This is a genomic window from Lysinibacillus sp. G1-3, from assembly GCF_056322905.1.
In genome coordinates this window covers 96,897-123,278 of the sequence record NZ_JBWHYQ010000018.1, presented here as the reverse complement: position 1 = coordinate 123,278, position 26,382 = coordinate 96,897, and the positions used below count along the sequence as shown (strand labels likewise).

Genomic DNA, 26,382 nt, shown 5'->3' with positions numbered 1-26,382 from the left:
TCATAACCCGAAGGTCGTTGGTTCAAATCCGGCCCCCGCAACCAAAATGGTCCCGTGGTGTAGCGGTTAACATGCCTGCCTGTCACGCAGGAGATCGCCGGTTCGATCCCGGTCGGGACCGCCATTTTTTTTTTTTGCCGGTGTAGCTCAGTTGGTAGAGCAACTGACTTGTAATCAGTAGGTCGTGGGTTCGACTCCTATCGCCGGCATCATCCCTCGGAGGGGTAGCGAAGAGGCTAAACGCGGCGGACTGTAAATCCGCTCCTTAGGGTTCGGCGGTTCGAATCCGTCCCCCTCCACCATTTTTAGGGGCATAGTTCAACGGTAGAATAGAGGTCTCCAAAACCTTTGGTGTGGGTTCGATTCCTACTGCCCCTGCCAGGTTTCTAGGTACTCGTTATCAAACACTGCTGTGATTATATATAGTGGCGATTGTGGCGAAGTGGTTAACGCACCGGATTGTGGTTCCGGCATTCGTGGGTTCGATTCCCATCAGTCGCCCCATTTTAATAATTGGGGTATAGCCAAGCGGTAAGGCAACGGATTTTGATTCCGTCATGCCTAGGTTCGAATCCTAGTACCCCAGCCATTCATTTTTTAATAGGAGCCATTAGCTCAGTTGGTAGAGCATCTGACTTTTAATCAGAGGGTCGAAGGTTCGAGTCCTTCATGGCTCATCAGTTTTTATAAATGCGCCCGTAGCTCAATTGGATAGAGCGTCTGACTACGGATCAGAAGGTTATGGGTTCGACTCCTGTCGGGCGCGCCAAATAAAGCCTAATAGTATCGGAATGTAGCTCAGCTTGGTAGAGCACTTGGTTTGGGACCAAGGGGTCGTAGGTTCGAATCCTGTCATTCCGACCATCTTTCCTAACAAGGGGCCTTAGCTCAGCTGGGAGAGCGCCTGCCTTGCACGCAGGAGGTCAGCGGTTCGATCCCGCTAGGCTCCACCATTTATATATTACGGAGGTATACCCAAGTCTGGCTGAAGGGATCGGTCTTGAAAACCGACAGGCGGGTAACACCGCGCGGGGGTTCGAATCCCTCTACCTCCTCCATATTTTTTTCGGGTCAGTAGCTCAGTTGGTAGAGCATTAGATTGAAGCTCTAAGTGTCGGCGGTTCGATTCCGTCCTGACCCACCATCTGCGGGTGTAGTTTAATGGTAAAACCTCAGCCTTCCAAGCTGATGTCGTGAGTTCGATTCTCATCACCCGCTCCAAAATAATGGGCCTATAGCTCAGCTGGTTAGAGCGCACGCCTGATAAGCGTGAGGTCGATGGTTCGAGTCCATTTAGGCCCACCATTATTCCGAAGTAGCTCAGTTGGTAGTAGCACCTGACTGTTAATCAGGTTGTCGCAGGTTCGAGTCCTGCCTTCGGAGCCACGGCCCCTTGGTCAAGTGGTTAAGACACCGCCCTTTCACGGCGGTAACACGGGTTCGAATCCCGTAGGGGTCATCAAGCATGTTGCACATTCGTGTAACATGCTTTTTTTATGCCAATTAAAAGCTAAAAAGGATCACCCTTTGTGTTAGGAAGTTTTATTTCGAATAGCCGTGTTATAACGTCTATTCCTAAGTATTGCGAAGGGCTTAATCATGATAAAAAAAATCGGTTTTGCAACTGAAGATATCTCTTGTATAACCAATTTCTACATACAAAAAGGCTTTGTCCTTTATAATCCCCTGAAATTCTCATAATAGCACTTGAAGCGAATGTGTCTATCTTTTCCCTAGTCCCAAAAAATGATAAGAAATATTGAACAAAGTATTTCATATATAAAATATGTATGTTTTTTTGCAGATTTTTTCGTGGTGATAATAGTTCCATTCCTCTAATATGAGGGTAGATGGAGGAGTTCGATATGAATTTACATGAAGTACAACGATTTTTAGAACTTTATCAAGTAGAGCAAGACGAGTCAAAAACATGGCTAGAAAATAAATTACAGTATATTAAAACAACTGGACAATATATACCGACAACGGAAGAACTAATCTTTGGTGCACGAGTGGCGTGGCGTAATAGTAATAAATGTATTGGTCGATTGTTTTGGCAATCGCTGCATGTTGTTGATGCCCGTGATCTTTCACATGAAGAGGATATCTTCAACGCTTTGCTTAAACATATTCAATACGCAACAAATGATGGGAAAATTCGCCCGACAATAACGATTTTTGCACCAGGGCGAGTTCGTATATGGAATCATCAGCTAATTCGCTATGCTGGCTATGAAACGGAATCTGGAATCGTTGGTGATCTGCATTCCGTTGCGTTTACAAAAGTATGTGAATCACTTGGCTGGCAGGGTGAGAGAACAGCATTTGATGTGCTTCCGCTTGTCGTACAGGTGGATGATAGAGAGCCACAAGTGTTTATAATCCCTGACGAATATGTACTAGAGGTACCGATTCGCCACCCAGAATCTTCTCAAGTAGAAAAGCTAGGATTAAAATGGTATGCAGTGCCGATTATTTCGAGCATGCGCTTCCAAATGGCAGGTATCGACTTTGAGGCAGCTCCATTCAATGGTTGGTATATGGGTACAGAAATTGGGGCACGTAATTTAGCAGATCATGATCGCTATAATATGCTACCCGCTATAGCAGAAATTTTTAACCTTGATACAACTAAACAGGCTTCTCTATGGCGTGACCGAGCATTAGTTGAGCTGAATATGGCCGTTCTACATTCTTTTAAAGAAGATGGTGTGAGCATTGTAGATCATCATACAGCTGCACAACAATTTAAATTGTTTGAGGAAGCAGAAGCAGCAGCAAATCGCGAAGTTACAGGCAATTGGACATGGTTGATTCCACCTCTTTCACCAGCTACAACCCATATTTATCACAAGCCTTATGTTAATGTTTACAATACACCGAACTATTTTTATCAGAAACCACCTTATTAATAGAGAAAGGCAGCTCACGTTAACTTTATTTCAGCGAGTGTCCAAACACTTGCTGAAATAAGATTATGAGCTACCTTTTTTAATTTACATATTCATTTTTAGAAGCTCTAAATGAACATAAGAAGAGTATGAATGCTACGACAACAAATAACCAACCAGTGATATCCCAGCCACCAAATATATCATGTAAATAACCAAATAAAATTGGACCGATTGCGGCTAATAAATATCCTAATGATTGTGCAAAACCTGATAAATCAGCTGCCTCAAAAGCGGTACGGGTACGTAATGTAAAGAACATCATCGCTAATGAGAATGAAGCTCCTCCGGCTAAGCCTAGTAGTACCATCCAAAGTATAGCGAGGTTCGTCCATTCCATTACTAGTCCGATAAAGCCAATTAAGTAAAATGCCGTAAACATGAATACGAGAGGTCGTTGAGATGTCATTTTACTAGCAATAATAGGCACAGCTAAGGCCATTGGGACTTGTGAAAATTGCATGATGGAAAACATCCATCCTGCACGATCTGCAGCTAATCCTTGTGCTATATATATTTCAGGAATCCAAGCAGCGGTTGTATAGAATAATAACGACTGAAATCCCATAGCTCCCGCTACTGCCCAAGTAACAGGTGATTTCCATAAAGGTGTACGTTCTTTCGTAGTTTTAACATTAGGCTCCGGCTTATTAAATTTCAACTGTGGAATCCAAATTAAAATGGTTAACGCCACAAGAACAAGTGCGACTGCCAGAGCACCTTGCCAGCCAATGGATGAATGGGCAACAGGATAGCTAACGCCAGCGCCAAGCCCAGCTGTCAAATTCATCGACATTGTGAAAAATGCCATAAGCAAACCTACGTGATAAGGAAACTTCAATTTAAGTAATCCTGGAATAAGTACGTTACCGAATGAAATGGCTATACCAATTAGCGCAGTGCCAAATACGAGCAAACTAGTTGTGCCGAGGGAGCGTAGTACAATCCCTAATGCCAAAAGAATAGTCGATAAAAATAATGTTAGTTCTAGCCCGATTTTACGTGCGACAATTGGTACAAAAGGTGAGATAATTGCAAAAGCTAGCAATGGGATTGTTGTTAGAAAGCCCGCTAATGCATAGGATATGCCGAGGTCTTCTCGGATAAAGGAAATAATAGGTCCAACAACTGTTAGTGGCATCCGTAATGTCGAGGCAATACAAATTACGCCGATCACTAGTAATAAGGTTGTACCTTTCCAGTTAATTTTCCTGCTAGGATAAGTATCGTTATGTTCACGAGTAGTCAAATAAATCCCCCCTGTTAGAACAATTATGATTGAACCACTATACCACTTTATCACAATAATAAAAATAGTTGAAAATTCACAAAATATAGAATGTTACTCGGGTTGTTGAAATGCCATATGTCATATGTTAGAATAATATTCATCATAAATTTAATAATATGCCTCATGTTTATATTGAGGTAGAGGTCGCGGTATTTAAGAGTATGCTAATGGAAATGACAAGCATTTAAGATATTAGTTGAAAGGAAATACTGCCGAAGTGTGAGGGGACTTGAAAACCTCATGCTGGGGCTGTCTCCGAAAGGAACAGAACTGTCACGTTTGGACAACGTGTTGAGCTATCATTTTGAAAGAACAGAGGATTCTTAGCCATCACTGCCGTTCATGTGATGGCATTTTTTTCGCCTCTTAAAAGGAAGGAAGCTAAATTGTGAGTGAAATAAAAGTCAATCAGCTCGGCCATAAAGCGCCAAAGTTGAAAAAAGAATTAAAAAGCCGTCACATTACAATGATTTCATTAGGCGGTACAATCGGTACAGGATTGTTTTTAGCTAGTGGTGGTGCCATTGCACAGGCAGGCCCTGGCGGTGCGCTTCTTGCTTATGCATTAATCGGTATTATGGTTTATTTTTTAATGACGAGCTTAGGCGAAATGGCAGCCTATATGCCATCATCGGGCTCATTTAGTACGTATGCTACAAAATTTGTGGATCCAGCTCTAGGTTTTGCACTTGGTTGGAACTATTGGTACAACTGGGCAATTACAATTGCGGCAGAAATTTCAGCTGTATCATTGATTATGAAATATTGGTTCCCAGATAGCTCTTCAGCACTTTGGACTGTTTTATTTATTGCTGTCGTTTTAACGTTCAATCTATTATCGGTAAAAAGCTATGGTGAAAGTGAATATTGGTTTGCCATGATAAAGGTTGTAACTGTAATCATTTTTATTATCATCAGTTTCTTAATGATATTTGGTATTTTAGGAGGAAATGCTCCGGTAGGCTTTACGAATTTCTTTATTAGTGATGGACCATTCCACGGTGGTTTCCTTGCTACATTTGGTATTTTCTTAGCTGCGGGATTCTCGTTCCAAGGAACAGAATTACTTGGAATAACAGCGGGTGAAACAGATGATCCTGGTAAAAATATTCCAAAAGCTGTTAAGTCGGTTTTCTGGCGAATTCTTTTATTCTATATTTTAGCGATCGGTGCAATTGGTCTGTTGATTCCGTTTACAGACGCACGTTTGCTATCTGAAGATATCGCTGTTTCACCGTTTACACTGGTGTTCGACCGTTTAGGAATTGCCTTTGCTGCATCATTGATGAATGCTATTATTCTAACGGCAATGCTGTCAGCAGGGAATTCAGGGCTGTACGCATCTTCTCGTATGCTTTGGCAATTAGCGGTAGATGGACATGCACCTAAATTTTTCGCAAAACTAAGCCGTCGAGGTATTCCAATTTACGCATTACTGGCGACTTTAGCTGTAGGTTCTCTAGCATTTTTAGCTTCATTCTTTGGTGATGGTGTTGTCTACATGTGGCTTCTAAATGCATCTGGGATGTCAGGCTTCATTGCTTGGCTAGGAATTGCATTTAGCCATTACCGTTTCCGTCGAGCGTTCGACGTACAGGGCTTAGATTCGAAATTGTTGCCGTATAAAGCAAAATTATTCCCATTCGGTCCGCTATTTGCCTTTACGGTTTGTATGATTGTTGTTATTGGACAAAACTACAATGCCTTTATGGGTGGTTCAGTAGATTGGTACGGAGTCCTTGTCTCGTATATCGGTATTCCACTGTTCTTACTGTTATGGCTTGGCTATAAAATTAAGCATAAAACAAAAATGCTTCCACTTGAGCAATGTGATTTAAAAGTAGATTAATAAATAATAAACTGTCCTGTGAGCCATAGAAAATGGCTTGCAGGGCAGTTTTTTTAGTTGAAAAATGAATTGGCAAGCTCAAACATACAATCTTGTCAGAGAAAAATTAAATCCTTTAAGCCCAAAACCCCGCATCCCCATAATAGTAATCATTGATCCGTTTTTATATTTTAGGATCTTCAGATAAAATTACTGGAGAAAATAAAAGTGGACTTTAGCTTTTCAGACCGCCCCTCCATTTTTGGTGCCCAACCTTAATATGGTAAACTGTTTTAGAATGAATAATCACCAAATTTTGGTTATGGCATTTGTTGAAACGTATATCGTTTATCTTCATTCAGTAGAAATAGCTGTACGTAAAAGCATAATAGGTGAGAACAAATAATCAGAGGAGGGGGAAAGATGATAGACTATCCATTTTTACAAAACAGATTGAAAAAAGAAAAGATAAATACCTTTTTAATTAATAGTCACGGTAAAACGATATTTCGATACTATAAAAACAAGAAACAACAACAGAAACTTCATAAAATTAATTCTTGTACAAAGGGTATTCTTTCAATTCTATTTGGCATTGCAATAGATCGTAAATATTTGGAATCTGTTCATATACCTGTCCATTCTTTTTTTCCTGAACTATTCGAACGACAAGATGACAAACGTAAAATGGATATGACAATATATCACCTTTTAACAATGACAGAAGGATTAGATTTCCCGGAATTCGGAGAATGGAATTGTTTTGCTCCTATGGTATTTCATTCTGATATAGTAAAATTTATAATAAATCGTCCGATGGTGCATCCAGTGGGTACGCATATGAATTATAACTCGGGTTGCTCCCATATACTATCTGCTATATTGCAGCAAGTTACGAGTATGAAAACAAAAGAATTTGCCAATCGTTATTTATTTCAACCATTAGGTATTCAAGAATATCAGTGGTACGAGGATAAGAAGAAAATTAGTAAAGGGGCAGATGGTCTTTTATTAAAGGCAGAAGATATGATGAAAGTGGGGCTCTTAGTTTTAAAGAAAGGCGTATATAACGAGAAAAGGATAGTTTCGGAGGATTGGATTAATCATTCGATAAAGCCGAATTTAATGACTTATGAAAAAATCGGTTATTACGGGATGCATTGGTGGGTAAATAAACAGAATGAAACTAAAGCTTTTTCGGAAGTTAATCACTATTTTTTTGCATTAGGCTTTGGGGGGCAATATATTTTTATTTGGCCAAAGGAAGAACTAGTTATTACTATCACAGGTGATTTGTATGAAACTAGTTTATTACCGCTTCAATTAATAAAGGATCACATCTTGAGATAATCGTTATGGTGATGAGCCAATAAAATGAAATTTTTACATTTTAGAATAGAGGTGCATGGAAGTGCAAAAGCGCATTTTACTAGTAGAAGATGATGAAGCCATTCGTGAAATGGTAGAAAGCTATTTAACGATGGAGGGATTCCTTGTCACCTCTGCAGTAAATGGAGAAGAAGCAGTACAAAATTGTTTAAACAATCCCTTTGATTTAGTAATCTTGGATATTATGATACCGAAGCTTAATGGATTAGAAGTTTTAAAGATTATACGAGAGCAAGCATCACTTCCAATTATCATCATGTCAGCGAAGGATAGTGATGTTGATAAAGCATTAGGGTTAGGATTAGGGGCAGATGATTATATTGCCAAGCCGTTTTCGATGCTGGAGTTTTCGGCACGTGTCAAAGCCGCAATTAGAAGAGCTACAAAATACTCCGGTCAAGTAGAGGATAAGGCAGATATAGTAGAGATAGACAACTTATCGATAGACCTTGTTAATTTTTCGGTTGAGAAGAATGGACAAAATGTAAAGCTCACGTCAAAGGAATTTGCTATTTTAACGCTATTCGTGACAAATCGTAATCGAGTTTTTACGAAGCAGCAAATTTATCAATTGATTTGGAATGATGCTTACTATGGAGATGAAAATATTATTAATGTACATATAAGAAGATTACGAGAAAAAATTGAAGACGATCCGTCCAACCCAAAGTATATTAAAACGCTTTGGGGGATCGGCTACAAATTTGAAGGGTAAACAGCATGATTATATGTCTATTGCTAATTATTGTATTACTCGTAGGAATTATTATTTTTCAGATGAAGGCAAAGAAACAACAAGGTGATGAGATTCAATACATGCATAAAAAGCTGCAAACAATCATTGATGAACAATCGAACGAAAAGATTTTAGTATCGACAGGTAATCAAGAATTACAGCAGCTACTAATCGCGATGAATGCATTGTTAGACCACAACCAAAAAGTGCAAGCAACACATCTGAAAATGGAAGAGTCTATGAAAAAAATGTTGGCCAATATTTCGCATGATCTTAAAACACCTTTAACTGTTGTGCTAGGTTATACGGAAATGCTGCAGCTACAGCCATCACTTAGTGACGAGGAGCGGCAGCGCTTGCTCACTGGCGTTCATTCGAAAACATTGGACGTATTAAAAATAATCCATACATTTTTTGATTTGGCAAAATTGGAGGCTGGAGATACAGATTACCCAATGACGAAAATTAACGTAAGTGAAATTTGCCGGAAAAACATTTTATCATTTTACGATATGGTCATGTCATTGGGGTTAGAGATTGATATAACAATACCGGAGATATCTGTATATGCACTTGGTAATGAGGAAGCATTAGATAGAGTTTTGAATAATTTATTGTCAAATGCGATTGCCTATGGGGCGGCAGGGAACATCCTTGGACTCACAGTAAGAACTGATGATACGAATATTTGTATTGATGTATGGGATCATGGTAAAGGGATTGACGAATATCATATCGATAATGTCTTTGAAAGAATGTATACGCTTGAGGATTCTAGAAATAAATCCTTCCAAGGGAGTGGACTTGGCTTAACGATTACAAAACGTCTTGTAGAATTAATGGATGGCTCCATCCAGCTTTCCAGTATTCCATATGAGAAGACCATTTTTACGATTTCACTAAAACGAATGATGTATTGAACAGCCGTGCTTGTAGAGCATTTAAAATGCTTTACAGGCTTTTCTTCTGCGCTTAAGAAATTTGTAAGAATCCATTAATAAATTAGAGAGTTTCATTTTTTATAATAAGGATAGTTAAATGTAAGGGAGAGATTTACATGACATATATTGTGAAGACAAATCAGCTTACGAAAGTGTTCGAGGGGAAAGAAGTCGTTTCTGCTGTTACTATGCATGTGAAAAAAGGAGAGATCTACGGTTTTTTAGGTCCTAATGGTGCCGGAAAAACAACAGTCATGAAAATGCTGACAAATCTTACGAAGCCAACGAGTGGAGATATTGAAATCTTTGGTGAGAAATTAAGTGACCGCTCATACGAAGTGCTGAAAAGGATGGGGACGATTATTGAATACCCAATTTTTTATGAAAATTTAACGGCAAAGGAAACTTTAGAATTACATTGCGAATATATGGGCTATTATGACAAGAAAGAAATTGCGCATGTTCTTGATTTAGTAAAACTAACAAACACGGAAAATAAACGTGTAAAAGACTTTTCCCTTGGAATGAAACAACGCTTGGGTATTGCACGTGCAATTATTACGAAGCCGGAACTACTTATTTTAGATGAACCGATTAATGGGCTAGATCCAGTCGGTATTAAAGAGCTTCGAGAGTTATTCAAGATGCTTTGTAAAGAGTATGGCATTACAATTATGATTTCTAGCCACATTTTGGGTGAAATTGAACAGTTGGCAGATACAGTTGGAGTTATTAAGGATGGGAGATTAATGAAGGAAGTATCTATGGACGCTGTCAATCGTAGTCAGTCAAACTATATAGAATTGATTGTTAATGATGGGAAAAAGGCTGCCTTTATTTTAGAAAGTAAATTAAATATTACTAATTTCAAACTAGTGGATGACAATTGTATTCGAATTTATGAATTGACGGCTTCGCAAAAGGTGCTATCTAAAACATTGATTGAGCATGATCTTGAAATTGAGGGCATTAGCAAAAAAACAAGCTCATTAGAGGATTATTTCTTGAAGTTAATCAATGGAGGTGTCACTAGTGCTTAATTTAATGCATTTAGAAATGAAAAAATATCATATTGGTTCATATATAAAACGAGCTGTCTTCGCAAATTTTGTAATACTAGCTGTTATATTTATGCTTATATTTATCACTAAAGTAGAAGGTGATGTAGATTTTAGAACTTATCAGACGGCATTAGGCATGATAGATTCATTTGTAAGAGCAGTATTTATTATTTTTGCTAGTGTGTTAATCGCCAAGTTTATTATTGGAGAATTTAAATATAAAACGATCACTGTAGCCTTTATGTACCCGATCAATAGAAAAAAACTAATTGCTTCAAAGCTAGCCATAGTTGTTCTTTTTACCTTTAGTGCAATTGTTTTATCTACTATATTTGTCACAGCCATTTTTTGTGCTGTTAGTGAGAGTTTTCAATTGCTCCCAGATACGTTATCGGTATCTATCATCATACAACGAATTCCCGCTGTGATCATGAATGCAGTTTCAGCATCATGCATCGCTTTAATACCATTGTATTTCGGTATGAGAAAATACTCTATTCCGGCAACGATTGTATCATCTATATTAATTGTATCAGTCGTATCATCAAATTCGGGTAGCTTCACCTTATATGATATTATTTTTATACCTATCACTTTAGCGATTATCGGTATAAGCGTGGCCTACTTATCATTTCGGAACATTGAGAAGATAGATATTTAAGGGTAAAAAAATAGCGCATTGTAGTAGGTGTGAAAATTGCTGAAACGTATGCCATATATTAGTTGATCTTCTTTACGACTGGGCGACTCCTTGGGGATTAGCGATAGAGGAACGAAGGCTAAAAGCATCACATCCTGTGATAACGCCTTCGTGACCGTCTCGACGCCCCCAGGAAGCTCTGCTCTGCGCGAAAGCGAAGCGTCAGCGGCAAAGCGCCCAGTCGGAACGGAAATCAATCACACGTAATGGAGTAAGTCTTTTACATGTAGAAATGCCAGCCACAAAACCAAATTTGAGGTTTTGTGGCTGGCATTTTTTTAACCAAATATTGTTTGCCATAATAAATAAACATTTAAAGTAACTACAATCACCACGACGATCCATCCTAATATAGTTGTAATACGATGGTTGACTAGGCTTCCCATGATGTCACGCTTACTTGTAAACAGTACAAGTGGTACAAGAGCAAATGCGATGCCAAAGGATAGAATAACCTGACTTAGGACAAGCGCATAAGTCGCATTCACACCGGATGCAATGATAACTAGAGGCGGTAACATTGTAACAGCTCGGCGTAAATAGAGCGGTATTTTTTTTCTAATAAAGCCCTGCATCACAACGTCACCTGCAAGTGTACCGACTGAAGAACTAGCAAGACCTGCAATGAGAAGGCCAAGACCAAAGGACACTGCCGCCATTGGACCAAGCGCCTCTTTTAAACCGTTATAAGCGATATCTAAATCTTCAACTACTACGCCTTGTGTATGGAATACTGCCGCAGCAATAACAAGCATACTCATATTGATGGCACCGGCAATAATCATCGCAATAATAATATCAATAAACTCAAAACGGAAAATCCGTTTCTTCTCTTTATCATTTCGGCCAACGATGCGATTTTGGGTTAACGAAGAATGCAAGTAAATAGCGTGTGGCATGACAGTTGCCCCTAAAATACCCGTTGCGAGTAAAATAGAATCTACGCCCTCAAAGCGCGGTGTGAACATGCCCATTGTTGCTTCGCCCCAATTTGGCTGTGCTAAAAATGTTTGGAATGCAAATGCTAATACGACGATAAGCACCATGCCGGAAATGCCTGCTTCAAATGCTCTAAAGCCTCTGCGTTGTAATTCTAAAATAGCAAATGAGCCAACTGCTGTAATAAGCGCTGCAGGCAGCATTGGAATATTGAATAACAAGTATAGCCCTAATGCAGCACCAATAAATTCAGCAAGGTCTGTTGCAATAATGACCAATTCAGCCTGGATCCATAAAAAGATAGACGTTTTTTTAGAAAAATGTTCACGTGATACTTCGGGTAAATTTTTACCTGTAGCAATACCAAGCTTTGCTGACAAGGATTGAATTAACACTGCCATTAAATTAGAAAAAGCGATTACCCAAAGCAATAAATAGCCATATTGTGAACCTGCTGTAATATTTGTTGCGAAGTTGCCTGGATCAATATAGGCAACTGCTGCGATGAAGGCCGGACCAAGAAACGGTAAGATTCGTCGCCAACCTGTTATATCTCCATCTAAAACTGCCTCAGCAGACGATTTTGTCATTCGTTTGTAAACCATGTTGTTCCCTCATTTCAAAAAGTATCATCAATGAAATAAAGTTTCCTAGAGGAAAACGATATACTACTATTCTATAGCTTTAGGAAAAAAATGTGAAGATTTTTGCCCATTATTATTTTTTGCTCAGTAATGTAGTTAAAGTATGCACAAATTAAATATGGAGTATTAAAAAATGTGTCACTCGACATGGTTTTAGGATGTGGATTTTTAAACTTGGAAGACTGCTGTGCTCAGGTCGTGTTTGTTGTCGAGCTTAATTTATTGTTCTTCTCATCATTTTCTAATTAGACTTCCACCCTTAGTATCGTTTACGATGAAAAGAAAATGATGAGGACTGATTCGACATGACCAATCGAATTTTAATAATAGAGGATGAAGAGAATATCGCAAGAGTTCTACAGTTAGAGCTTCAATTTGAGGGTTATAAAGCTGATATGGCACATACAGGGACAGATGGTTTGCTTAAATATCGTGAGCAACAATGGGATTTAATCTTACTGGATGTGATGTTACCCGAGATGAGCGGGATTGATGTACTAAAACGGATTCGTGCAACAGAATCACAGACACCTGTAATTATGCTAACTGCAAAGAGTGAAGTGGAAGATAAGGTAAAGGGGCTGGATCTTGGAGCAAATGATTATATAACGAAGCCGTTTGATATTGAAGAATTACTTGCTCGCATTCGGACTGCTTTAAGATTCTCTCAAAAAGGAAATCTACAACAAGCCGAGCCGACATTTGGGCAATTGTCTATTAATGAACAGACACGCGAGGTAATTTATTATGGAAAAGAACTTCAATTGACACCTCGTGAATTTGATTTGCTTTTATATTTACTAAAGCATCCAAAGCAAGTACTGGCTAGGGAGCAAATTTTAGAGGCTGTATGGGGTTATGACTATTACGGTGATACGAATGTTGTGGATGTTTATATCCGCTATGTACGACAAAAGCTTGAAGCTGCTAACGATACACCAATTATCCAAACGGTGCGTGGTGTAGGGTATGTGCTAAAGGAGCACAAACATGAGACTTAAAACAAAAATTCATCTGCTAACAACATTATTAATGCTCGTTTTATTAGTAGCTACAAATAGTGGTATTTACTTTTTGTATGAGAAGTTTGCTTATAATACCGAATATAAACAGCTCCAAGCACGAGCAAATGAACTAAGCTCGACATTAAGTCAGTTAAACGAGCAAACCGACTTACAGCAAGTCTTAAGAGCTTATATGCCAACAGATGGCGCAGTCTATATTGATGATGGACAGAACTTAAAAATGAAAGTTCAGGCTACGCTAGAGATGCCTGATGTTCCGTACATTACCTTTACAATGCCGGCTATTTGGATGGACGGAACCGTTGTCCAAATAAAATTAAAACAGTCAATGGAAGAAGTGGCGAGCACATTAGGTTTGCTAAAAGCGATATTGGTGGTCGTATCAATCGTTGCGACAATACCTATATTTTTAGCGAGTTTAGCGCTTGGTCGCCTTATTTTATTGCCACTCGATCGTTTAAATGAAACGATGCTTAAAAGTGCTACGACGGGTAAGTATGAAAAAATTGAAATACCCGATCAGGGTGGGGACGAGTTAACAAACATTCATCGTACTTTTAACATGATGATGGAGAAGCTTGAGCAGCATTATCAAAAGCAACAGCAATTTGTATCGAATGCTTCCCATGAATTAAAAACGCCCATTACTGTAATTGAAAGCTATGCAAAATTGCTAGTACGTAGAGGCTTTGAAAATAAAGAGGTAGCACAGGAATCACTACAAGCCATTGTGAATGAATCAGCGCGTATGCATGAAATGGTGTTGCAATTACTTGAGCTAGCCAAAAATAACGAGCATTTTGAAGTACATTGCATGCAGATAGAGCTTAACCCCTTTTTAAAGAAGATTGCTTTACAAATGCAACAAGCTTATCATCGCTCATTCATTGTCGAGGATAAAATGCCAAATGCTATTTATAGTGACGAAAAAATGTTGAGGCAACTGCTGTTCATTTTACTTGATAATGCCCGTAAATATAGTGAGGATGAAGTCCTCATACACGCTAAAGAAACTACTACTCATGTTCTTATTACGATTCAAGATTTTGGAGCGGGGATTCCAAATGAGCATATTACCCATTTATTTGAACGTTTTTATCGTGTGAATGAGGACCGTAATCGTAAAACTGGAGGGTCTGGCTTAGGGTTGGCTATTGCTCATGAGCTTGCAGGGCAATTGGGCATTGCGATCGATGTTGAAAGTACACTTGGTGAGGGCTCAAGCTTTACATTACGAGTACCAAAGGAGGGGCAACAATGAAAAAATGGCTATCGATAATTGTTGCCATCATCATTCTTTGTAGTGTAACACTATGGTATGCTCAAAATCGCTTTTTTCATGCCGAGCCTCTAAGTGAAGCAGAGGCCATTGACCATATTGAAACAATCTACAACGGTCATGTAACAAAGGCTAAAAAGCAAGGAAACGACTATGAAATAATATTTACGCGAGATAGAGCCACTTACACAGCGATACTAAATCCTACTACTCAACAAATTAAAGCGTTAAAACTGATGGAGGCAGAAAGTAAATTATTGTTAACAGAATCGCAAATACGTCAATTTGTTAAAAAAGAATATGGGCGTGTAGAAAGTGTTAAGTTAACAGACCGTGTTTACACCGTAAGAGTTGAAAAAGAGGATAGGCAAAAAGAGTTGGCCCTCGATGCTTTTACAGGTGAGGTGTTATCTGAAAAAAATGTTCAACCAATTGAGCGACCTGAAGAAGAAAAAATTATTTCTGAACCGCAAGCAATAAAGATTGCCCTCCAACAACTAAATGGAGAAGTGGATTCAGTTGATTATGAGGAAACAGCGGATGGTGGCTACTATTTAGTTGAAATTGAAACGAAAGATGACGAAGCTGTTTTTCAAATACATGCAGTCTCGGGAAAAGTTATGTCCGTTACTTGGGATGACGATCATTAAGGCCTTCTCATGAAATTCTAATGTTTCTCTTATCGTCCTTTCATCTTTGCTTGATAAACTAAAAATAGTTAAAGCGAAACTTCGTTCAGAGGGGCTTTCTTCATCTTCGAAGATAAGGGGAACACAAGCTATTACACCATGGTGCAGCTTGTGTGACCAACATCTGTTGCTCTGAACCAACCGGACATTTACTGGATCTTACTTCCAGTTATGTGCGGGATAAAACAAAGGAGAGATGGACATATGAACATGAAAAAAATGATTTTAATCCCAGCGTTAGTCGGTGCACTTGGTGTTGGGGCTGTTATTGGCTCAACAACATTATTAACAGGTAATGCTCAAGAGAAGAAGATCATAACAATGCAGGAAATTGAGAAAAAGGCGCTAGCGGTCGTCAATGGAACGGTAGCTGATATTGAGTTAGACCAGAATCGTTATCGTTCTGTCTATGAGGTAGAAGTTCATACAGATACAGAAGAATATGACTTGATATTTGATGCCTATACAGGGAAGCTGCTAAAGCAAAAGAAGGAACGCCGAGATGACGATGATCTGGATGTTCATGTAACTGCTGCCACTCCAACAACTAAAATCACAAAAGAGCAGGCTATTGAAAAGGCATTAACGAAAGCAAATGGCACAGTGACTAAAATTAAGCTTGATGAAGGTATTTATGAAATCGAAATTAAAAATGGTCAGTATGAATACGAAGTTGATGTTGATGCATCTACAGGAGAAATTGTAAGCTTCGAACAAGATAAGGAAGACTAATATGCTAAAGCTATCTTAAAAGTAGAGGAATACTTTTAAGATAGCTTTTTATGTTATTGCTATTACGAGCGGCACAATGTAGGTAATTAAACTATCGATATGTCTATGTTTTTAACACCTGACGATGAAATATTTTCTTCTTTACTTTTTTTAATTACAGGCGTAATATGACATCATTATAAAAGTTTCAAATTTCTAAATCGCTGAAGCAATTAGACGCGGGGGAACCAATTTTTACGGATTACATAAGTAATCCTTGGGGTGAATCTCTTCATTTTTGAAGGGTAGGGCTACTCAGGCCCGAATCCGACAGCTAACCTCGTAAGCGTTAAGAGCAGAAAAGTGGAGCTTGGCAGACGAATGAGCGTCTACAAGTCTTGTTTAGTGATGACTTGTAGGCTTTTTTTGTCTTCATTCTAAAAATGAAACAAGGCCCCAGTGAACGGCACAAAACCGATTATGCTAAAGTGTAATCGATTTAGAAATGCGAAACACATTCTATGAAACTAGAAGGTGTTGAATATGAAATCCTCATTAAAGCGTTATATTATCGGTAAACCATTGAGATCTGAAGCGTTAGGAGAACAAAAGCTTAGTAAAACAAAAGCACTAGCCATACTATCGTCCGATGCGTTGTCATCAGTGGCGTATGGACCTGAGCAAATTTTAATCGTACTTATGGCAGTAAGTACTGTTGCCTTTTGGTACTCTCTACCGATTGCTGCTGGGGTAGTTGTGTTACTGACTGCACTTATTTTCTCGTATCGTCAGGTTATTTTCGCGTATCCACATGGTGGTGGTGCTTATGTAGTTTCTCGGGAAAATTTAGGTGTTAATGCTGGTCTAGTCGCTGGTGGGTCATTGCTTGTCGATTATATTTTAACAGTTGCGGTAAGTGTATCGGCTGGAACGGATGCCATTACTTCGGCTTTTCCAAGTTTACATCCCTATAATGTGATAATCGCTGTGTTTTTTGTTATCTGTTTAACGCTTTTGAACCTACGTGGTGTCACAGAATCTGCATCCATTTTAGCGTATCCCGTTTATTTGTTTGTAGTAGTGATGCTGGTGTTAATCGGAGTAGGGATTTTTAACGTAATGACAGGGCAAGTTCCAGCAGAGTTGCATCCGAAGGTCGGTACACCAGTTGCGGGTATCAGTCTATTTATATTATTAAAGGCATTTGCATCCGGAAGTTCAGCTTTGACTGGTGTTGAAGCAATCTCGAATGCTATTCCTAATTTTAGAGACCCAGCGCCGAAAAATGCGTCTAAAACATTATTAGCTATGGGTGGTATTTTAGCAGTTTTATTTATTGGTATTGTGAGCTTAGCTTATTTTTATGGAGTTGCTCCCAATGCGAAAGAAACGGTTGTTTCGCAAATTGCCGAGGCAAGTGTAGGTCGTCATATCTTTTATTATATAGTGCAAGGAACAACAGCAATGATATTAGTACTTGCTGCGAATACGGGTTATTCAGCGTTTCCTTTATTAGCTGTCAATTTATCGAAGGACGGCTTTATCCCAAGAATATTCCAGATTCGTGGGGATCGACTTGGTTATTCAAATGGCATCATAATGCTTGGCTTAGCGGCCATTGTTTTAATCATTTTATTTGATGGAACAACAGAGCATTTGATTCCACTTTATGCAGTTGGTGTTTTTATTCCGTTTACTTTAGCGCAGGCTGGAATGATGCGAAAATGGTGGCGTGAAAAGCCAAAAGGTTGGGTGGGCAAATTTTCAATCAATACGATTGGAGCGGTCATTTCCTTCGTTGTAGCGATGATGTTTTTTGTGACAAAATTGCCTCAAGTGTGGCCAGTGTTTATCTTTTTACCAATTATTATTTGGACGTTTCACCGGATTAAGCAGCATTACCAAACAGTTGGTGAACAACTAAGATTAGATCATGAGGAATTACCGAATGTAGAGGGGAATGTCTTCATTGTACCTGTCGCTGGTATTACGAAAGTAGTCGAAAACACATTGCATTACGTGCAGTCATTAAATGTTGATAAAGTTATTGCCTTTTATGTTGCATTCGATCAAGCGGATGCAAAAGCGTTTGAAGAGAAGTGGAAAGCTTGGCAGCCAAATGTACGGCTTGTCACGTACTATTCACCATATCGAAGTATTACACAGCCGTTAATGAAATTTATTGATAAAGTTGAACATCAATGTGCGAAAACAGGCCATCAAGTAACAGTCATCATTCCACAGTTTTTACCGAAAAAAGGATGGCATCATATGTTACACAATCAATCGAGTCTATTAATTCGCACGTCGCTGTTATTTCACAAAAATATCGTTATTATGACTGTGCCCTTCCATTTATCAAAATAATGACTAGCAAGCTCGAAAATTGTCTGATATAATCATTACGTTGATTGTAAAACACGAACGTTTGCAATTGAAAGTTAGTAAAATAATAGTAAATTCCGAAAAAACAGACTTTATTCAGTGTAAGATACAAGCACATACCGAATAAAGTGCCATTTTTGGAAATAATACCAAGGTATAATTGAATAATATTTCACTCATATAATAGCGAGAATATGGCTCGCAAGTCTCTACCGATTTTCCGTAAAAAAATCGACTATGGGTAGCAATGCTTTAGAAGACTTTATTTAAGATGTTTTCTATTCGTTTCGACGTTTTTACGCTGAATGCTTTGCTCCACTCGTAGATGACTGGAATCAAAGTATTCAGCGTTTTTTGTTATTTGGAATGAGTATTTCTTCTATAATAACGCCTTTGTGACAATGGCATCGTGTTACTGACACTGCGTTAGCACGGCGCTTTCGGTTATTTGCTCATAAAAATTTATTACTATAAGAAAGAAGGATATAAGGGAAATGAAGTTATTACACGACAAAATTGTGCAAGAAGGTAAAGTTCTGTCTTCATCTGTATTAAAAGTAGACTCGTTTTTAAACCACCAAATTGACCCAATGCTTATGAAAGAAATTGGTCATGAGTTTGCGACTCGATTCTCTGATCAAGTGATTACAAAAATATTAACGATCGAATCTTCAGGTATCGCACCATCTGTTATGCTAGGGCTTGAAATCGGTGCTCCTGTAGTGTTTGCACGTAAACGTAAATCATTAACACTATCAGATAATCTTTATAATTCAAAAGTACATTCTTTCACAAAAAATGAAACAAATGATATTTCAGTATCACGTAGTTTCTTAAATGAAGATGATAACATTCTAATCGTTGACGATTTCTTAGCGAATGGCGAGGCTGTTAAAGGTTTGCTTGATATCGCCGCACAAGCTGGTGCAAATGTTGTGGGCGTAGGTATTGTTATTGAAAAAGGCTTCCAAGACGGTGGGAAATTATTACGCCAGCAAGGGGTTCGCGTGGAATCATTAGCAATTGTAGATTCTCTTGAGGATGGCAAAGTAACATTTGCTCCGGAGGCTAATGCGTAATGAATACCGTTAAATCGACGACGCTAGCTATTCAACATTTACTTGCGATGTATGCAGGTGCCATTTTAGTGCCACTGATTATCGGTGGGGCAATTGGCTTTGATTCAACACAAATGACGTATTTAGTAGCGATTGACATTATGATGTGTGGGGTCGCAACGCTTTTACAAGTGTATTCAGGTAAATTTATCGGTATTGGTTTGCCGGTAGTATTAGGCTGTACATTTACAGCGGTTAGTCCGATTATTGCAATTGGTACTAATCCTGAACAAGGTATTACTGATATTTATGGATCTATTATTGCATCAGGTGTAATCATCATGATTATTGCAGGCTTTTTTGGTAAGTTAGTAAAGTTCTTCCCGCCAGTTGTTACAGGCTCGGTCGTGTCGATTATCGGTATCTCTTTATTACCAGTAGCTTTAAATAATATGGCAGGTGGACAAGGTGCAGAAGATTTTGCATCGGGTTCGAATGTAACTTTAGCGTTTATTACATTAGTCATTATTTTAGTCGTTTATCGTTTTTCTACGGGCTTCATTCGTGCAGTTTCCATTTTAGTTGGATTAGTTGCGGGGACAATCCTAGGCGTATTTATGGATATGGTTGATTTTAGCCCAGTTTCAGATGCTGACGTATTACACATGGTGCAGCCATTTTACTTCGGGATGCCAACATTTAATGCATCTGCGATTATTACAATGACGCTTGTAGGAATGGTTTCTTTAGTAGAATCAACAGGGGTTTATTTTGCACTAAGTGATATTTGTAAGAAAAAATTAGATTCAAAAGATTTAGCACGTGGGTATCGTTCTGAAGGTTTTGCTTCTGTGATCGGCGGTATTTTCAACGCTTTCCCATATACAACGTTCTCACAAAACGTGGGACTTACGCGTATGTCAGGCGTCAAAGATCGTAAAGTCATTTACATTACAGGTGGTTTACTAGTAGCACTTGGCTTCTTACCAAAAATTGCAGCATTAACAACGATCATTCCAACACCAGTACTTGGTGCGGCAATGCTTGCGATGTTCGGTATGGTTATTACGCAAGGTATGGGCATGCTAGTACCTGTTATGAATGAATCAGCGGAAAACGCCATGATTGCTGCTATTGCAGTCAGCTTAGGTGTCGGCGTATCGGTTGTTCCGGGAATTTTCGAATCGCTGCCAGAAAGCGTTTCTCTTCTAACATCTAACGGTATCGTCTGTGGTTCTGTCACAGCGATTATTCTTAATATTTTATTCAACATGATTGGGCCAAAGCATAAGGAAGACCCGATGCATGGGGAAGTTTAAAATTTAATAACATACATCTAAATACCCTACGTATTTCGATGAAAAGAACGTTGTCACCTCCATTTATCTATTGATGTAGATTAAAGGAGGTGACATTTTTTTATGCGGAAACAAGGCTGTTTCTACAGCAAGACTTCTTCATGGAACAAGTCACCCCTGATGGAATTGCTTTTTAGCTGTAAAAACAGTAAATACAATATTTGTAACGAAGAAATATATAAAACTAAAAATGCTCAACAGTATAAGCGTGGCTGCCTCTAAATTAAAATCATCCGCTGTATTAAACTCATCACCTGTGCCTAAAGAAAAAATGGTTAATAATACAATGTATGGTAAAACGATTAAAGTACTTAAACATAACGCAATGGCATTGACCACTAGAATCGAGGTTTTCCACATTTTAATATTATTCAACGTTTTCTTTGATAAGAAAATAATATTAATTATATATAACAGTGTTACTAAGGTAAAAGGTAATATACATATTAATAAGTAGAATGACATTCCAAGCACCTCGCTCTTAAACTATTTTATTTGATTTCAATTAACTAGCTTAGTGTAATTTTACACCATTTATGTCGTTTGTCAATGCACTGTCTTTTAAACTGCCTTTTTATGACATACAGTATAATAGAAGGGGATTTAAATGAATGCGTTTTTAATTGGAAGCAAAAAAGGATTTATCCGGATAGAAATCATTGAGGTTTTTGGATTTCCGAATGAAACTAGTTATTTGGGTGGGTACGAAGTTAAAGGGAAAATTGATATAAAAAGTGTTAACTATTTTGTAAAAGACGCAGAATTATGGTTTTCAACTGGTCAGATCTAATCGATTGGGGCAGATTACTATAGAAGGGTATTTCCAAGAGTTTTTTAGTGAAGAAAATAAACTGCATTTTGAATTTGAAAGTGAACAAAGCTATTTGTTATCTTCGTTTGAAGAATTAAGAAAGATAGTTTCCCATTATGGCGGTTTAGAAGGTAAAAGGAGATAGTGGTGTCTTATTGTACGTACAGGGGCGAAAAACTGTGGTAAAAATTGGTTGTTGAAATACAGATGGATGTGGAATAATATGAACCATATGGAAAGGATGGTTATAAATGAATTTAAAAACTGCTAAAGAAGTTATTGAAGAACTACAAGTAACCATGGAGTCACATATGTCTTCAGAAGAAAAAATGAAATTGGAAGTTTGGTTAAAAGAGTATTACATAGATGAACTAATAAAGAAGAAAGTACCGATGAATTCGGATTGCTAGTCATGTAAATGAGGCACTTCTTTTTCGGAGTTGTCCTTTTGGTTCTGTCACGCGATTATCCGCAACATTTTGTTCAACATGATTGGGCAAAGCATAAGGAAGACCTGATGAATAGGAAAGCATAAAGGTTTTCAATAAAAAACAAGATGTCATCTACTTCTATAGTAGGTGGCATTTTTTATGAGACTAGATGTTTAATTTTTAATTAGTAGGGAATCTATAAAATAGAAACATATCACTAGAATGTAATTCGGTATATCGACATACATTTATAGATATAAAACTACTTTTTGAAAGGTCTCTTACAAAATGCAAAGTATATTTTTGATTGTATTACTTCAATTAGTTTATGTGCCTTTTTTAACGTTACGTACAATATTTTTAGTGAAGAACATTACGTTCCTTGCTGCCATATTCGGTATGCTGGAAATGTTAGTGTATGTATTCGGCCTTTCTCTTGTCTTTAATGGAGACCAAAGTATTTTAGCGATGGTTGTTTATGCCGCTGGTTTTGGTTTAGGTATTTTTCTAGGTGCTAAAATTGAGCGGAAGCTGGCGATTGGCTATGTCTATGCGACAATCAATACGCAAAGTAAGAACGAAGAGCTCGTGAATTTTCTCCGTAATGAAGGCTTTGCTGTGACGATTTATATTGGTGAAGGTAGAGATAGTAATCGCTATAAATATGAAATATTAACAAAGAGAAATCGTGAGACAGAATTGTTCCAAATTGTGGAGCATTATGAACCAAATGCTTTTATTATTTCTTATGAGCCAAAATCATTTAAAGGTGGATTTTTACTGAAACGAATGAAGGCAAAAAATAAATAGTCTTTTCCAAGCTCTCTGTGTATATGCAGAAGGGCTTTTTTTGGTTCATCACCAAAAGTTGTGGATGACTTTGTTAAAACGTCTATTAGGTAAATAAGTGGATCTTCGTTACGACTGGGCGACTCCTTGGGGATCAGTAATAGAGGAACGAAGGCTAAATGCATCACGTCCTGTGATAATGCCTTCGTGACCAACAACAAATGTTTTCTGCGCGAAAGCGAAGCGACAGCGGCAAACGTTTTATCTGCGCGAAAGCGGCAAGTCGGAACGGAAATCAACCACACGTTTTGGTGACGATCCATTTTTTGTATTCACACAATTTATAGAGGAATTTAGCGACTGGGCTCGATAAAAAATATTAATATGATTACACCGACTGACGTGAACAATAACATGTTCAAATCGATTCTTTCATACTATAAAAACATGCAAGTCTCGAAGGGGTGTTGTATGTATTTTTTTACGAAAGGCTTAGTCATTCTTATAGGAAGTGTCGCGATATCATTAGGGATTAATCTATTCTTAACGCCTTATCAAATTTTAGATGGGGGTGTTGTAGGGATAGCGCTTATTTTACATTATTTATATAACCTTAAAATAGGTTTAATGATTATCATTATTAGCATCCCTATTTTTATTATTTCTTGGTATAAATATAGAGCGTATTTTTACAATAGTATACATGGATTATTAGCATCTTCTCTTAGTATTGATTTGCTAAAATCTGTTCGGAATTTTATTCAAGTAGATGCCCTCTATAGCGCCATTTTTGGAGGGGTACTTATGGGTTTTGGTGTAGGTTTGATGCTTAGATTTCAGACAAGCACTGGTGGTACAGATTTGATTGCACAATTTTTAAGTGAAAAGACTGGAGTTAACGTCGGAATCCTTATTTTTATAATCGATTCCATAGTCATTGTCGTAGGGGGACTGCTTTTATCTACTAGTACATTATGGCTTTCCATTATTACAATTTTAGTCGTAGGGATTACTACAAGTATCATGACTAGTCGTGTTTAATAAAAAAATAGCTTCAGTAGCACTGAAACTATTTTGAAATTCGTTATCGTGAGCTCTTCATCATTCGTTTTTTCGGATGAGCAGGCTTTACTTCTGCTATTAATATGGCGAGTAAAATCATGACAGCCCCTATGACCATACGGCTTGTTAATACCTCATGTAAGAATATAACGGATAGCACCATGCCGAAGAAGGATTCTGTAGATAGGATAATAGCTGCCTTTGTAGCAGACGTATATTGATTCGCCACATTTTGAAAAAGATAGGCAAGAGTCGTTGAAAAAATGGCTAAATAAATAATCGAATAAATGGCTTCTTTTTCAAGAGTAGTTGGGATATCGCCTAGACCGACAATGACCAAAACACCTAAAAATGATGCTGTGAGAAATTGGATGATCGTCAGGGCAATGGCATCTTCTTTTTGGACAAATAGGTTTGTACAAAAAATATCAAAGGCAAAGGCGACAGCGCAAGCTAAGGAAAGCGCATCTCCGATATTCATTGTTAGTGAGCCTTGTAGAGATAGAAAACCGATACCGACAATAGCTATTATTGAACCGATAATTTCATAGCCATCTATACGACGCTTGTAAACCGCAAACGCAATTAATGGAACAATAATGACATTGACAGCAGTTAAAAATGCATTTTTAGATGGTGTTGTATATTGAAGCCCTACTGTTTGAAGGGCGAAGGCAATATACAAAATGGTCCCTAATAAAATACCTTTCCAGATAACAGATTTAGAAGCTTTTTTTAATCTAGATCCAAATAAGACTGTCAGTATAATCGAGGCTAATAAAAATCTACCTGCCATTACTTGATAGGCTGTTAAATATTCCAATGCAATAGCTGTTATTACAAATCCGCTACCCCAAACGATTGCAGTGACTAATAGCATACCGTCAGCTATGTATTGTTTCATCATTCTCCCTCCTAACTTCAATAGAATAGCATGAGATGGAAGAAAATAGTTTGATTTTAATTCTAAAAATTCAGGCGTTTTTTTGTACTTATTCCAAAGCTGTCATTCGACATTCACTTTGCTGTGTAATAAGTACAATTTAACGGCTGCAGCTATACGCTCATAAAAAACATAATCATTTTCTAAAGGTGCTACTAGCTGACGTATTTTAGACATGCGATAACGGATTGTGTTTGGATGGCAGAAATGAGCAACGGCTACTTCTTTAATATTTCCTTTTTTTACAACATAGGTGATTGCTGTTTTCATTAAATCCGGATCAATCTTTTCCTCAAGTAGGGGACCAAGATAGCTATTTACATAGTCCATAGCAAATGTAGCATCTTTACGATGCAATTCAATTAATAACCAATCGGAAGCGAGGTTCTCATAATGACATATAGAAGCCGATTCAATTTCAGCCATCATACGTGCATAAAAGGCTTCACGAACAGCAATAGGGAATTCTGATTGTGTTATGTGACAACGACTATAGCCAAAGGTCAATGAATTCGTCGAGATGGTGTACATCGTTAACCATTCATTGAGAAGTTTTTCAAATTGAAATTGCTGTGATGAATGGGTCATTACAATAAAGAGACTCTTTTTGTAGGTACAAATCATACCAAATTTCAATAGAGGCTCTAATTGAAAAAGAGAGTGCATCCATTGGCTATTTTCATGGTTTTGCGATTGAATGTTAGCAACAAATACATACTTGTCGAAGGGCTTATTAATTTGCTGTAAAATAGACTTTATTTGTTCATCAGTTACTTCATCCTCCATGAGACGTCGCATAATCGTATCTAAAAAGAACGAATAATCCTGTGTTTTTGCATAGGCCATCGTTTCTAAAATAATCTTTTCAAAAAATTCATCTCCACCAAATCGTAAGATCGGAAAATTTTGTTCGTCTGCATAGACTAACACTTCTTCTGGTAAATCCTCATAGATGACAGGTTTATAAGCTAAAGCACTTGCCCCCAGCTCAATAAGGCTTTTCACGGCATTCCGTAAATACTCTGGCTTGTGCTTTGCGAATAATAAACTGCTTAACACAACACTATTCGGTGTGAAAATCGCTTCTCTCACCGTTTGAATATCGGGTGAAAATTCAAAGTCTAGAATTTCAACATTTTGAACGGGTTTATGTAAACCGTTACGACCAGCAACGACTGTAAATTCTTTTGTTATAGGCAGTTGTAAAAAGTTCTCTATGTTCATTACAATATCAAGCAACCTTTCCTATGATTGAGTTTCTATTACTTATTATAAAAGTACTTGTCAGTAAAATACTATTAGTATCATGAATGTACAGTGAAATACCTGATAGGGCGATGCGAATCGCTGATTAAAACCAC

At 37.9% G+C, this 26,382-nt stretch carries 23 protein-coding genes, 16 tRNA genes and 3 riboswitches; of the genes, 34 read left to right on the top strand and 5 right to left on the bottom strand.

Features of this window, described 5'->3' with window-relative positions; genetic code table 11:
* The first annotated feature begins 48 nt into the window (after positions 1–48).
* The 17 genes from ACVYAD_RS19270 (at position 49) to ACVYAD_RS19190 (ending at position 2,912) form a co-directional block, all read left to right on the top strand.
* Positions 49–124 (top strand) — tRNA-Asp (locus tag ACVYAD_RS19270).
* A 12-nt stretch (positions 125–136) separates the two neighbouring features.
* Positions 137–209: transfer RNA gene (locus ACVYAD_RS19265), tRNA-Thr, on the top strand.
* Positions 210–218: 9 nt separating this feature from the next.
* Positions 219–302, top strand: a tRNA-Tyr gene (locus tag ACVYAD_RS19260).
* Positions 303–307: 5 nt separating this feature from the next.
* Positions 308–381 (top strand) — tRNA-Trp (locus tag ACVYAD_RS19255).
* 47 nt (positions 382–428) lie between these two features.
* Positions 429–504, top strand: a tRNA-His gene (locus ACVYAD_RS19250).
* Between the two features lie 10 nt (positions 505–514).
* Positions 515–589, top strand: a tRNA-Gln gene (locus tag ACVYAD_RS19245).
* 15 nt (positions 590–604) lie between these two features.
* Positions 605–677: transfer RNA gene (locus ACVYAD_RS19240), tRNA-Lys, on the top strand.
* Positions 678–692: 15 nt separating this feature from the next.
* Positions 693–769, top strand: a tRNA-Arg gene (locus tag ACVYAD_RS19235).
* An 18-nt stretch (positions 770–787) separates the two neighbouring features.
* Positions 788–864 (top strand) — tRNA-Pro (locus ACVYAD_RS19230).
* Positions 865–877: 13 nt separating this feature from the next.
* Positions 878–953: transfer RNA gene (locus ACVYAD_RS19225), tRNA-Ala, on the top strand.
* 12 nt (positions 954–965) lie between these two features.
* Positions 966–1,058: transfer RNA gene (locus ACVYAD_RS19220), tRNA-Ser, on the top strand.
* A 10-nt stretch (positions 1,059–1,068) separates the two neighbouring features.
* Positions 1,069–1,144: transfer RNA gene (locus ACVYAD_RS19215), tRNA-Phe, on the top strand.
* Positions 1,145–1,147: 3 nt separating this feature from the next.
* Positions 1,148–1,221: transfer RNA gene (locus ACVYAD_RS19210), tRNA-Gly, on the top strand.
* 7 nt (positions 1,222–1,228) lie between these two features.
* Positions 1,229–1,305, top strand: a tRNA-Ile gene (locus tag ACVYAD_RS19205).
* A 4-nt stretch (positions 1,306–1,309) separates the two neighbouring features.
* A tRNA-Asn gene (locus tag ACVYAD_RS19200) sits at positions 1,310–1,386 on the top strand.
* A 1-nt stretch (position 1,387) separates the two neighbouring features.
* A tRNA-Glu gene (locus tag ACVYAD_RS19195) sits at positions 1,388–1,459 on the top strand.
* Positions 1,460–1,865: 406 nt separating this feature from the next.
* Entirely contained in the window at positions 1,866–2,912 is a 1,047-nt protein-coding gene (locus ACVYAD_RS19190) for a nitric oxide synthase oxygenase (protein ID WP_476427510.1), read from the top strand.
* 79 nt (positions 2,913–2,991) lie between these two features.
* Here ACVYAD_RS19190 and ACVYAD_RS19185 read toward each other — a convergent pair whose 3' ends face one another.
* The gene (locus ACVYAD_RS19185; RefSeq protein ID WP_432760163.1) at positions 2,992–4,224 is read right to left on the bottom strand and encodes a CynX/NimT family MFS transporter; all 1,233 of its coding nucleotides are present in this window, start codon (positions 4,222–4,224) and stop codon (positions 2,992–2,994) included.
* A 148-nt stretch (positions 4,225–4,372) separates the two neighbouring features.
* Positions 4,373–4,549, top strand: a riboswitch (Lysine riboswitch).
* An 81-nt stretch (positions 4,550–4,630) separates the two neighbouring features.
* Between ACVYAD_RS19185 and ACVYAD_RS19180 the strand changes: the two genes are divergently transcribed.
* The 6 genes from ACVYAD_RS19180 (at position 4,631) to ACVYAD_RS19155 (ending at position 10,858) form a co-directional block, all read left to right on the top strand.
* On the top strand, positions 4,631–6,091 hold the full coding sequence (locus ACVYAD_RS19180) for an amino acid permease (protein WP_476427509.1): 1,461 nt from the start codon (positions 4,631–4,633) through the stop codon (positions 6,089–6,091).
* Positions 6,092–6,493: 402 nt separating this feature from the next.
* A complete protein-coding gene (locus ACVYAD_RS19175) occupies positions 6,494–7,420 on the top strand; it encodes a serine hydrolase domain-containing protein (RefSeq protein ID WP_476427508.1) in 927 nt (308 codons plus the stop codon).
* A 61-nt stretch (positions 7,421–7,481) separates the two neighbouring features.
* Positions 7,482–8,174 carry a response regulator transcription factor gene (locus ACVYAD_RS19170; protein WP_476427507.1) on the top strand — a complete coding sequence of 231 codons (693 nt, stop codon included), beginning with the start codon at positions 7,482–7,484 and terminating at the stop codon, positions 8,172–8,174.
* 5 nt (positions 8,175–8,179) lie between these two features.
* Positions 8,180–9,115, top strand: a complete 936-nt coding sequence (locus ACVYAD_RS19165; RefSeq protein WP_476427506.1) for a sensor histidine kinase — start codon at positions 8,180–8,182, stop codon at positions 9,113–9,115.
* Between the two features lie 137 nt (positions 9,116–9,252).
* Positions 9,253–10,176: an ABC transporter ATP-binding protein gene (locus tag ACVYAD_RS19160; RefSeq protein WP_476427505.1), complete on the top strand. Its 924-nt coding sequence runs from the start codon at positions 9,253–9,255 to the stop codon at positions 10,174–10,176.
* Positions 10,169–10,858: an ABC transporter permease gene (locus ACVYAD_RS19155; RefSeq protein WP_476427504.1), complete on the top strand. Its 690-nt coding sequence runs from the start codon at positions 10,169–10,171 to the stop codon at positions 10,856–10,858. The genes ACVYAD_RS19160 and ACVYAD_RS19155 overlap by 8 nt, the downstream gene beginning before the upstream one ends.
* A gap of 317 nt (positions 10,859–11,175) precedes the next feature.
* On the opposite strand, the gene ACVYAD_RS19150 is transcribed toward ACVYAD_RS19155, so the two are convergent.
* Positions 11,176–12,441 carry an Nramp family divalent metal transporter gene (locus ACVYAD_RS19150; RefSeq protein ID WP_349661629.1) on the bottom strand — a complete coding sequence of 422 codons (1,266 nt, stop codon included), beginning with the start codon at positions 12,439–12,441 and terminating at the stop codon, positions 11,176–11,178.
* A gap of 344 nt (positions 12,442–12,785) precedes the next feature.
* Between ACVYAD_RS19150 and ACVYAD_RS19145 the strand changes: the two genes are divergently transcribed.
* The 7 genes from ACVYAD_RS19145 to ACVYAD_RS19115 all read left to right on the top strand — a co-directional run bounded on the left by ACVYAD_RS19145 (position 12,786) and on the right by ACVYAD_RS19115 (position 20,946).
* Positions 12,786–13,481, top strand: coding sequence for a response regulator transcription factor (locus tag ACVYAD_RS19145; RefSeq protein WP_476427503.1), 696 nt, complete (start codon positions 12,786–12,788; stop codon positions 13,479–13,481).
* Entirely contained in the window at positions 13,471–14,766 is a 1,296-nt protein-coding gene (locus tag ACVYAD_RS19140; protein ID WP_476427502.1) for a sensor histidine kinase, read from the top strand. The genes ACVYAD_RS19145 and ACVYAD_RS19140 overlap by 11 nt, the downstream gene beginning before the upstream one ends.
* Complete coding sequence (locus ACVYAD_RS19135) at positions 14,763–15,434, top strand: PepSY domain-containing protein (protein ID WP_349661626.1); 672 nt, start codon at positions 14,763–14,765, stop codon at positions 15,432–15,434. The genes ACVYAD_RS19140 and ACVYAD_RS19135 overlap by 4 nt, the downstream gene beginning before the upstream one ends.
* Positions 15,435–15,677: 243 nt before the next feature.
* On the top strand, positions 15,678–16,205 hold the full coding sequence (locus ACVYAD_RS19130; protein WP_476427501.1) for a PepSY domain-containing protein: 528 nt from the start codon (positions 15,678–15,680) through the stop codon (positions 16,203–16,205).
* 191 nt (positions 16,206–16,396) lie between these two features.
* A riboswitch (cyclic di-AMP (ydaO/yuaA leader) is annotated at positions 16,397–16,547 on the top strand.
* A gap of 180 nt (positions 16,548–16,727) precedes the next feature.
* A complete protein-coding gene (locus ACVYAD_RS19125; RefSeq protein ID WP_476427500.1) occupies positions 16,728–18,551 on the top strand; it encodes an APC family permease in 1,824 nt (607 codons plus the stop codon).
* Between the two features lie 174 nt (positions 18,552–18,725).
* Positions 18,726–18,827: riboswitch (purine riboswitch) on the top strand.
* Positions 18,828–19,063: 236 nt separating this feature from the next.
* Positions 19,064–19,648 carry a xanthine phosphoribosyltransferase gene (locus ACVYAD_RS19120; RefSeq protein WP_079562994.1) on the top strand — a complete coding sequence of 195 codons (585 nt, stop codon included), beginning with the start codon at positions 19,064–19,066 and terminating at the stop codon, positions 19,646–19,648.
* On the top strand, positions 19,648–20,946 hold the full coding sequence (locus ACVYAD_RS19115) for a nucleobase:cation symporter-2 family protein (RefSeq protein WP_476427499.1): 1,299 nt from the start codon (positions 19,648–19,650) through the stop codon (positions 20,944–20,946). Before ACVYAD_RS19120 ends, ACVYAD_RS19115 begins: the two co-directional genes overlap by 1 nt.
* 150 nt (positions 20,947–21,096) lie before the next feature.
* Here ACVYAD_RS19115 and ACVYAD_RS19110 read toward each other — a convergent pair whose 3' ends face one another.
* Positions 21,097–21,450, bottom strand: coding sequence for a hypothetical protein (locus ACVYAD_RS19110; RefSeq protein ID WP_476427498.1), 354 nt, complete (start codon positions 21,448–21,450; stop codon positions 21,097–21,099).
* A 142-nt stretch (positions 21,451–21,592) separates the two neighbouring features.
* Here ACVYAD_RS19110 and ACVYAD_RS19105 point away from each other — a divergent pair, with 142 nt between their 5' ends.
* From ACVYAD_RS19105 to ACVYAD_RS19090, 4 genes are all read left to right on the top strand, one after another.
* Positions 21,593–21,775 (top strand): hypothetical protein, encoded by a 183-nt coding sequence (locus tag ACVYAD_RS19105; protein ID WP_476427496.1) that lies wholly within the window; start codon positions 21,593–21,595, stop codon positions 21,773–21,775.
* Between the two features lie 272 nt (positions 21,776–22,047).
* Complete coding sequence (locus ACVYAD_RS19100) at positions 22,048–22,206, top strand: hypothetical protein (RefSeq protein ID WP_170939023.1); 159 nt, start codon at positions 22,048–22,050, stop codon at positions 22,204–22,206.
* Between the two features lie 309 nt (positions 22,207–22,515).
* Positions 22,516–23,037, top strand: coding sequence for a DUF2179 domain-containing protein (locus tag ACVYAD_RS19095; protein ID WP_349661619.1), 522 nt, complete (start codon positions 22,516–22,518; stop codon positions 23,035–23,037).
* Between the two features lie 450 nt (positions 23,038–23,487).
* Positions 23,488–24,057: a YitT family protein gene (locus tag ACVYAD_RS19090; RefSeq protein ID WP_349661618.1), complete on the top strand. Its 570-nt coding sequence runs from the start codon at positions 23,488–23,490 to the stop codon at positions 24,055–24,057.
* 43 nt (positions 24,058–24,100) lie between these two features.
* Here ACVYAD_RS19090 and ACVYAD_RS19085 read toward each other — a convergent pair whose 3' ends face one another.
* Together ACVYAD_RS19085 and ACVYAD_RS19080 are read right to left on the bottom strand one after the other, a co-directional pair.
* Positions 24,101–24,982: a DMT family transporter gene (locus ACVYAD_RS19085; RefSeq protein ID WP_476427495.1), complete on the bottom strand. Its 882-nt coding sequence runs from the start codon at positions 24,980–24,982 to the stop codon at positions 24,101–24,103.
* Positions 24,983–25,084: 102 nt separating this feature from the next.
* The gene (locus ACVYAD_RS19080; RefSeq protein ID WP_476427494.1) at positions 25,085–26,245 is read right to left on the bottom strand and encodes a PucR family transcriptional regulator; all 1,161 of its coding nucleotides are present in this window, start codon (positions 26,243–26,245) and stop codon (positions 25,085–25,087) included.
* Positions 26,246–26,382: the final 137 nt, after the last annotated feature.